This is a genomic window from Kitasatospora sp. NPDC059088 (assembly GCF_042738155.1).
GTDB lineage: Bacteria > Actinomycetota > Actinomycetes > Streptomycetales > Streptomycetaceae > Kitasatospora.
In genome coordinates this window covers 10,171-16,372 of the sequence record NZ_JBHYGR010000176.1, presented here as the reverse complement: position 1 = coordinate 16,372, position 6,202 = coordinate 10,171, and the positions used below count along the sequence as shown (strand labels likewise).

6 protein-coding genes are annotated in these 6,202 nt (G+C 74.9%); 3 read left to right on the top strand and 3 right to left on the bottom strand.

Annotated elements, in window-relative coordinates; all coding sequences use genetic code 11:
* The 3 genes from ACFWXO_RS41255 to ACFWXO_RS41245 all read right to left on the bottom strand — a co-directional run.
* The coding region (locus tag ACFWXO_RS41255; protein WP_380531357.1) for a VWA domain-containing protein at nt 1-1,578 on the bottom strand (1,578 nt) is incomplete at its 3' end.
* On the bottom strand, nt 1,575-2,474 hold the full coding sequence (locus ACFWXO_RS41250; RefSeq protein ID WP_380531354.1) for an AAA family ATPase: 900 nt from the start codon (nt 2,472-2,474) through the stop codon (nt 1,575-1,577). The genes ACFWXO_RS41250 and ACFWXO_RS41255, both read right to left, overlap by 4 nt.
* Before the next feature lie 195 nt (nt 2,475-2,669).
* On the bottom strand, nt 2,670-3,341 hold the full coding sequence (locus ACFWXO_RS41245) for a Tat pathway signal sequence domain protein (protein ID WP_375895996.1): 672 nt from the start codon (nt 3,339-3,341) through the stop codon (nt 2,670-2,672).
* Between the two features lie 422 nt (nt 3,342-3,763).
* On the opposite strand from ACFWXO_RS41245, the gene ACFWXO_RS41240 reads away from it, so the two are divergent.
* The 3 genes from ACFWXO_RS41240 to ACFWXO_RS41230 all read left to right on the top strand — a co-directional run bounded on the left by ACFWXO_RS41240 (nt 3,764) and on the right by ACFWXO_RS41230 (nt 6,075).
* Nucleotides 3,764-4,525 (top strand): TetR/AcrR family transcriptional regulator, encoded by a 762-nt coding sequence (locus tag ACFWXO_RS41240; RefSeq protein WP_380531350.1) that lies wholly within the window; start codon nt 3,764-3,766, stop codon nt 4,523-4,525.
* Between the two features lie 246 nt (nt 4,526-4,771).
* On the top strand, nt 4,772-5,428 hold the full coding sequence (locus tag ACFWXO_RS41235) for a DUF6230 family protein (RefSeq protein ID WP_380531347.1): 657 nt from the start codon (nt 4,772-4,774) through the stop codon (nt 5,426-5,428).
* A gap of 2 nt (nt 5,429-5,430) precedes the next feature.
* Complete coding sequence (locus tag ACFWXO_RS41230; RefSeq protein WP_380531345.1) at nt 5,431-6,075, top strand: DUF6114 domain-containing protein; 645 nt, start codon at nt 5,431-5,433, stop codon at nt 6,073-6,075.
* Nucleotides 6,076-6,202: the final 127 nt, after the last annotated feature.

Genomic DNA, 6,202 nt, shown 5'->3' with positions numbered 1-6,202 from the left:
CCGCTGGACGGCGGCGGGGAGTTCGCGGTTGAGGGCGTCGACGGCGGCCTCGTCGCGCCCGGGGGTGCGGTGGCGGAAGGCGACGATGGAGGTCTGTACCTCGGCCAGCAGCTCCAACTCCCCCTCGGCCTCGATCAGTTCGCCGAGGCGGCGGGCGTTGCGGCAGGAGTGCATCTCCACCACGTCCGCGTACGTCGGGGCGGCGGAGTCGCCGGTCGTCCAGAGCGCGGGGCGTTCGGGGTTGAGCCAGATGACCCGGCGGGCGCGGGAGGCGATCCGGCGCAGCGCCTCCGGGTGGGGGTCGCGGTGGTTGTTGCGGGCGTCGCCGAGGACGAGCACGCAGGTGCGGGGGCCGACGGCGGCCAGGTGGTGGTCGGCGAACTCGCCCAGGGCGGAGCCGTAGTCGCTGTTGCCGTGGTAGCCCGTCACCCGGGCCTCGGCGACGATGCGGGCGGCCAGCCGGGCCGGGTCGCCCTCGCCCCGCCGCAGCAGGTCGGTGACCTCGGCGGTGCGGTTGACGAAGGCGAACACCCGGACCTTGCTGAACTGTTCGCCCATCGCCTGCACCAGCAGCATGGTGAAATCGGCGAAGCCGGCCACCGAGCCGGAGACGTCGCACAGCAGCACCAGCTCCGGCCGGGCCGGGCGGCGCAGCCGGTACGCCGGGCGCAGCGGCACCCCGCCGGTGCCGAGGGAGCGGCGCAGGGTGCGCCGCAGGTCGATCCGCCCGCGGGCGGCGCGGCGGCGCCGGGCGGCCAGCCTGGTGGCCAGCTTGCGGGCCAACGGGTGCACGGTGCGGCGCAGTTCGGCGAGCTGGTCGCGGCCGGCGGCCAGGAAGTCGATCCGGTCGACGGTGGGGGCGACGGCCCGCTCCGCGATCCGTTCGGCGCCGCGCAGTTCGGCGACCCGGCGGCGGGCCTCGGCGGAGACCAGGGCGCGGAAGTCCCGGATGCGGCGGCGGATCTCGTCGGCGAGGACGCGGTCGGCGAGGTCACGGTCGGCGTGGCCGTCCGGGCCCTGGTCCCGCAGGCCGGCGAGGATCCGGGCGAGCAGGGTCTCGGGGGCCAGCCGGCCGAGCGCCTGGTGGGCGGACCAGCCGTCCGAGCCGGGGGTGCTGCCGGTGCCGTACCGGCCGAAGGCCTCGATCACCTCGCCGGCCAGCCGGGCCTGGGCGGCCCGGTCGTCGGCGGCCAGGGCGGCGGCGAGGCGCTCGCGCAGCCGGTCGCGGAGCGGGTCGGGGCGGCCGAAGCGCGGCGGCTCCGCGGTCTGCGGCGCGGGCTCGGCCGAGGGGTCGGTGCCGTGCCGGGCCCCGGGGGTGCGCAGGGCCTCGGGGGTGCCGACGCCGAGCGGGAAGAACAGGTCGAAGGTGGCGTCGAAGACCGCCCGTTGGCCGTCCGAGCGCAGCAGGGCGGCGGCCAGTCCGGCCCGCATCTGCTCCCGGTCGGCGAAGCCGAGCACGTCGAGCACGGCGGCGGCGTCCACCGTCTCGGCCGGGCCGATCCGCAGGCCGTGCCCGCGCAGGGCGCGGACCAGTCCGGTCAGCCGGGCGGCGGTGTCGGTGGCCCCCGGGGTGGTCACGCGAGGGTGAGCTTCTGGGCGGCCTTGCGGACGTCGTCCTGGTGCTTGAGGATCACCCCGAGGGTGTCCCGGACGACCGCGTCGTCCAGGGTGTCCGCGCCGAGGGCCAGCAGGGTGCGGGCCCAGTCGATGGTCTCGGCGACCGAGGGGGCCTTGCGCAGGTCCATCGCGCGCAGCGCGCCGACCACCCGGACCAGCGACTCGGCCAGCGTCGCGTCCAGCCCCGGCACCTTGAGCCGGACGATCCGGCGCTCCAACTCGGCGTCCGGGTAGTCGAGGTGGAGGAACAGGCAGCGGCGGCGCAGCGCCTCGGAGAGCTCGCGGGTGGCGTTGGAGGTGAGCAGGACGAAGGGGCGGCGGGTCGCGGTGATGGTGCCGAGCTCGGGGACGGTCACCTGGAAGTCGCTGAGCACCTCCAGCAGCAGTGCCTCCACCTCGACGTCGGCCTTGTCCATCTCGTCGATCAGCAGGACGGTGGGCTCCTCGCCGCGGATCGCGGTGAGCAGCGGGCGGGTGAGCAGGAACTCCTCGCCGAAGATGTCGCCGCGGGCTTCCTCCCAGCCCTCGTCGCGGCCGGCGGTGATCCGCAGCAGCTGCTTGGCGTGGTTCCACTCGTAGAGCGCGCGGGCCTCGTCGATGCCCTCGTAGCACTGCAGCCGTACCAGCCGGGCCGCGCCCAGTTCGGCGACGGCCTTGGCGAGTTCGGTCTTGCCGACTCCGGCGGGGCCCTCCACCAGCAGCGGCTTGCCGAGCCGGTCGGCCAGGAAGACGGTGGTGGCCACGGCCGTGGAGGCGAGGTAGCCGGTCGCGGCGAGTCGCTCGGCGGTGTCCGCCACCGAGGCGAAGAAGCCCGTGCCGGTGGTGCTGCCGTCGCTGCCGCCGCTGCCGCTGGTCATCCGAGCCGCCCCGTTCCGGTCCGCCGCGCCCGTCCCGTCGGGGCCCGTGCAGCGCCACCCTACCGGCCGGTCACTTGCTTGTCCCGGGGCGTTGTCGGGGGCCTTCTCGGGGGCGCTCTCGGGGATCGGTGGAGCGGCGTACGGAGGGCGGCTGCCCGCCGTACGCCGCTCGGACGGATCCGGGTGCCAGGGGCGTCAGTTGACCCAGAGGACCGGGCTGCCGGCGACGGAGCTGTCGGTGACCGGGCCGTAGGTGGCGCTGAAGTAGCCGGTCGAGAAGCACAGGCCCGGGCCGGACACCAGGTTGGCGGGCTGGTTGGCGAAGCTGATGCTGTTGTCGGTGTTCGAGGTGGAGCCGGTGATGCCGCTGGGGCTCTGGTAGACGCAGGTGACGGTGCCGAGCAGGGTGTTGAGGACCACGGTGATGCCCACCGGGCCGGCGCCGGTGCCGTTGAGCGACACGTTGGTGCCGGAGCCGGAGGTGACGGTGTTGGTGTACGGCAGGCTGGTGGCCGTGACGCTCTTGACGCTCCGGACGCCGAAGACGTTGGAGGTGCAGGAGCCGAAGGACTGGCTGTTGAGCTGCTCGGTCGCGCTGCCGGGCGCGGTCGGGTTGGACGTCACGGTCGCGGAGAACGAGGAGTTGGCACAGCTCACCCCGGTGGTGCTGCCCGCGCCGTTGGTGAAGGTCGCGGCGGTGCCGGGCGCCAGGTTGGCGACCAGGGTGTCGCCGACGGCGATGGCCGCGCCGCCGGCGCTGCCCTGGGTGAGGACGGCGGGGGAGTCGGCCTGGGCCGGTGCGACGGCGGCGCCGGTGAGCGCGAAGGCGGCGAGGGATGCGGCTGCGAGCGTGCGACGGATGCGCATGAGGGTGCCTCTCTCCGTCCGGGGACGGGTGGGGGAATCCCCGCGTGCGGGTGTGGTGGTGTGCACGACGGGGGAGGTGCATGGCGTACCGGGAGCTCTGTCGGACCACGGGTGCGGGCGGGCCCGGCGCCACGGGCCCGCTCCTGGGGTACGACGGTGTTCGTGCAGCGGTGCAGCGGTACGGGTGCAGCGGTGCGACGGTGCGACGGTGGTGCGGTGGCTCCGTGGTGGGGCGGCGGTCGGCGGCTGCCACCGCCGCGGGCCCGGCTCCCGCCCTGGTCCGGCGGTCCGGGCGGTTCGCCCGGGGCCGTCGGAGCCCCTGGATCCGACCGGTGGCGGCCTGCGCGCCGACCGATTGGAAACCTGGCAGTGTTGTAAACCCGTCGTTACGTCAATGTCAATACAGGACACAGGAGTTGGTGATGGATCCCAAACACCTCCGGAGTGCCGACCTGATCCTGCTGCCGGGTGCCCGGACCGGCCGGGATCCGGCCAGGTCGATCAAGCCGGGGCCGCGCCGGCAGCCCGCCGGAGTGGTCGCCGCGACCCAGCGCGAACGGCTGCTGGACGGCCTGGTCCGGACGGTGGCCGAACGCGGCTACCAGCACGCGACGGTGAGCGACATCTGCCGCGCGGCGGGCGTGACCAGGCCGGTCTTCTACGAGCTGTTCAGCGGCAAGGAGGACGCCTTCCTGGCCGCGCACCGGTACGGCACCGGGGTGGTGATCCGGCGGATGGCGGCGGCCTTCGCGGCCGAATCCGACTGGTGCTCCGGGATCCGCCAGGCGCTCGACGCGATGCTCCAACTCCTCGCGGGCACACCGTCCTTCGCGACCATGGCGGTGATCGAGATCGAGGCGGTCGGCCCGGCCGGCCGTCGTGAGCGGGAACAACTGCTCATCCGATTCCGGGCGTTCTTCGCCGACGTGCCGCAACTCCCGGGCGGGGTCGGGGTGCGGCAGATGGTCGACGCCGTGGTGGGCGGTGTCTACAGCGCGGTCTACCGGCTGATCTCCTCCGGGCGCACCGATCAACTGACCGATCTGCTCCCGGTGTTGAGCATGTTCTGCCTCGCCCCCTTCCTCGGTCCGGGCGAAGCGGCCGACCGGCTGGACGGCCCGACCCGGAGGATTGGTGAAGATCCTTCGTGCACCCGTATTGACCCGGCGAATACCGGGCAGTAGCTTCCCAGTTACCCAGCGCGCTCCGAACGGATCCGCCCCGCTGCCGAGGGGCGGACGGCCCGGTCGGGGGGGGGGGGGCGGGGGGGGCGGCCGGGCCCGGCCCCCCGCCCGCCCCCCCCCCCCCCCCCCCCCCCCCCCCCCCCCGGCGGGCGGGGGCCCCACGGCCCGGTCGGGGCGCGGAACGCTGTCCGCGCCAGGACAACGTGCCAGCTGCCTGCACACCCCATCCATCCACAGGGAGCACACATGGCCATGTCCGAGGAAGCCGCCGCCGCGGCGGAAACCCCGCAGACGCCGACCGGGACCAGAAGAGGACGGGTCCGCATGAAGCGCTCCGCCCTGATGGCCGTACCGGTCGTCGCGGTCGGGGGCATCCTGATGACCCTCACCGCGCAGGGCGTGCTCGCCGCGCAGTTCTCCATCTCCGGCATGCCGTTCACCATCACCGCCGACAAGCTCGACGGTGACGGCTTCGCCCAGTTCGGCTCGCTGGACTCGATGATCCCGGACAGCCCCAACGCGGGCAACACCGGTGGGCAGGTCCTGGTGGCGGTCTCGGCGATCAAGGCCGCCCAGATCACCAACCTGTGCCAGGCCGTCGACCTCGGCGGCGTCAGCCTGGTGATCCACGCGGGCGACAAGGGCACCCCGGTGTCCGCCTCCGACCTCACCACCGACTCCGATCTGCTGTCCGGCGACGCGGAGTTCAAGAACATCGAGATCGGCGGCGACGCCAGCACCTACACCAAGGCCGGCCCGGTCGGGAAGGGCCAGCCGGGCGTCTTCGGCCAGCAGGCCGACCACGTCACGCTGACCCACCTCAACCAGCACAACTACGCCAGCACCGCCGTCGGGTTCAAGCTGCCCAACCTCCGGCTGAGCTTCAGCTCCAAGGGCTGCTGAACATGACGGAGTCCGTACCGGAGCCGGCCGCGACCGGCGAGGGCGCCGCTGAGCGGACCGAGGAGGCGGCGGCCGCGGGGACGGCCGCCACCGCCCCCGCGACCGCCGCCCCCGTCGCCGGCCCCGCCACCGCTCCCGCAGGGGCCGTCGCTCCCGCCGGAGCCGCCGCGACCGCTGCGCCCGCGAGCCCCGCGGGCCCGGTCAAACGCGACTGGCGGGGTAACCGGCCGTTCTGGGGCGGGCTGCTGGTGACCCTCGGCGGCGCCGAGATCCTGTTCACCCTGTGGGCCCCGCTACCCGTCCTGCTGCACATCTCACTGGTGGGCCTGGCCGGGTACCTGGTGCCGTCGGTGATGCTGCTGTGCGGCCTGCTGATCCTGTTCAACCCGACCCAGCGGCTGTTCTACTCCATCCTCGCCGCGCTCGCCTCGCTGGGCAGTTGGGTGACCTCCAACCTGGGCGGCTTCGTGATCGGCATGCTGCTCGGGATCGTGGGTGCCTGCCTGACCTTCGGGTGGGTGCCCGACCAGCCGCTGCGCCGTGGGAGGCAGCGGCGGGAGGACCGCCGCGCCGCGCGCCGGGCGGGGGCAGGGACGGGGGCGGGCGCGGCCGGGGCCGGAGCCGGGGCAGGGGCGGCCGGGGCCTGAGGGCCGGGACCTGCCGGGAGTCACCGGCGGGGGGGGGGGGCGCCCGGGGGGGGCGGGGGGGCCGGGGCCGGGCGGGGCGCCCCCGCCCGGCGGCGCGGCGCCGGGGCGGCCGCCCGGCCCCGGCCGG

Bases quoted from the DNA above. Each gene is read 5' to 3' on its own strand.
- ACFWXO_RS41240 (WP_380531350.1), top strand. From the start codon at position 3,764: ATGGATCCCAAACACCTCCGGAGTGCCGACCTGATCCTGCTGCCGGGT.
- ACFWXO_RS41235 (WP_380531347.1), top strand. From the start codon at position 4,772: ATGGCCATGTCCGAGGAAGCCGCCGCCGCGGCGGAAACCCCGCAGACG.
- ACFWXO_RS41230 (WP_380531345.1), top strand. From the start codon at position 5,431: ATGACGGAGTCCGTACCGGAGCCGGCCGCGACCGGCGAGGGCGCCGCT.
- ACFWXO_RS41250 (WP_380531354.1), bottom strand. From the start codon at position 2,474: ATGACCAGCGGCAGCGGCGGCAGCGACGGCAGCACCACCGGCACGGGC.
- ACFWXO_RS41245 (WP_375895996.1), bottom strand. From the start codon at position 3,341: ATGCGCATCCGTCGCACGCTCGCAGCCGCATCCCTCGCCGCCTTCGCG.